At 32.6% G+C, this 2,059-nt stretch carries 2 protein-coding genes; both read left to right on the forward strand.

What is annotated here, in order from left to right; all coding sequences use genetic code 11:
• A partial coding sequence (locus JJE11_RS17620; protein WP_366927966.1) for a hypothetical protein occupies window positions 1-1,237 on the forward strand: 1,237 nt, incomplete at its 5' end.
• A 244-nt stretch (window positions 1,238-1,481) separates the two neighbouring features.
• Entirely contained in the window at window positions 1,482-2,009 is a 528-nt protein-coding gene (lepB, locus tag JJE11_RS17625) for a signal peptidase I (protein ID WP_291637988.1), read from the forward strand.
• Window positions 2,010-2,059: the final 50 nt, after the last annotated feature.

Consider the following 2,059-nt stretch of genomic DNA (forward strand, 5'->3'; position numbering starts at 1 on the left):
AAAAAACATTAAAGTTGGAATAGGGTTTGCCACTGGTAGAAAGAGTTTTAAAAAGGTGCTGAGAACTTACATACATAACTGTTATGAATCCGGTTTGATAGAAAATGAGGCGGTGAGTTTAAATCTTTTTGTGGCATATGATACTAATTATAATAAAACAAAAGCAACGGATTTTACTAATGTAAACCCGGACTTACTAAAGCAAGTTGATAGTAGCAATTTTATTGGAAACATGGAAACAAAAGAGGAAATTGATTATCTAATTCGAGAAAATGTAGTGGACATTAATGAAATTCGTCTAATTTTCGGTAAGGGTTATGCAGCCAAGCGAAACACAGTGCTTTATTATGCTATAAAGAATAATATGGATTATTTAGTCTTTCTGGACGATGATGAATACCCCATGGCAGTGACCAGTACTCGCGACACAGCAATTTGGGGCGGACAGGAGGTTCTAACAAAACATCTTAGGAATATAAAGGAAGCAGATATGACTCACGGACATCACTGTGGATATATATCCCCTATTCCTTATATGGAATTTAATGATACTATGACCGAAGGGGATTTTCGAGGCTTTATTGAGGCTATCAGCAATGATATAATTAACTGGGATAAATTGAAAACCGTTATGAAAAATGGCGGGGTAACATATGCTGATACAAATATATTGACTAGCGATGAGGCTATAGAGGTACAGGAAATAAACAATTCTAAATTCATTTCAGGGGCTAATCTTTGTATTAACCTTACGGCGCCTAGGCGTATTTTTCCGTTCTATAATCCACCGGGAGCTAGAGGAGAAGATACTTTTTTAAGTACCTGCCTAAGTGAAAGGAAAGTTTTGCGAATTCCATGCTACACATTCCATGACGGGTTTTCTACTTATAATCACCTTCTAGAAGGTGTTCTGCCAATCAGGCTTAAGTTTATTAAAGCAGATAATGAACAGATCACTACTCGTTTTTACAAGGCCTGTATAGGTTGGATTCGTTATAAGCCATTATTAATCTATATTACGCAGCCAGATCATTATGAGGAAAAAATTAAAGAGATGAGGCAGCAACTTAGTGATACATTGCCTAAAATTTGCGATTATTTTGGAAAACCAGAATTTATGAAAGTCTTAGATGAATTGGAGAAATATCATAGAAATGTTGAAAAGCATTATGGTGAATTCCTCGAAACAAAACGTATTTGGGCAAAAATCATGGATCACTTTGATAGTCTTAAGTAAAACATATTAAGTAAGCAAATTCACATAGAGCCACATTAGATTTATAGGACTTAAATAATACTATAATTAATGAATTATGATTATATAAATAAAGCCCCTGACATCTAAGATGCCAGGAGCTTTACTTTTATATGTAAAAACACTAAAAATTTATCAACTGTTTACACATAATGAAATTTTAATAAGGATATATTATAAATATTGTGATAAAATATTAATGTATTAAATTTGAGAGGGGATAATCATGGATTTTGCAAAAAAGATATTTCAAGACTGGATATTACCTATAATAGCAGCAATTATAATAGCATTTATAATAAACAAGCTTATTTTCTTTAATGTTACTGTTCCAACTGGATCAATGCTACCAACCATAAACCTAAATGATAAGATTTTAGTAACGAGAGTTCATAACACAAACAACCTTAATCATGGGGATATAGTAGTATTTCATTCAGATGAATTAGGTGGTGAAAAAGGTGAAGATTTAATAAAGAGGCTTATCGGATTACCTAATGATGTAGTAGAAATTAAAGAAGATGGATCAGTATATATAAATAGTAAAAAAACAAATGAGAGCTATGTTGTATATCCAGGTGGCAAAACAGGGGAATTTACAGTGCCAGAAGATACCTACTTCTTTATGGGGGACAATAGAGCAAATTCTTTAGATGCAAGATATTGGGAAAATCCTTATATATCTAAGGATGCCATAATGGGAAAAGCAAGAATTATAATTAGTCCGTTTAGCAGATTTGGAAAATTAAAATAAGAATATGGCAGAGTATAAATGCAAGTTTGTACATCTGCTATCTTCATTTT

Source organism: Clostridium sp., assembly GCF_016650095.1.
In the GTDB taxonomy this organism is placed as follows: domain Bacteria; phylum Bacillota; class Clostridia; order Clostridiales; family Clostridiaceae; genus Clostridium_AD.

Coding starts and splice junctions, on each gene's coding strand:
- lepB (WP_291637988.1), top strand. CDS start 1,482: ATGGATTTTGCAAAAAAGATATTTCAAGACTGGATATTACCTATAATA.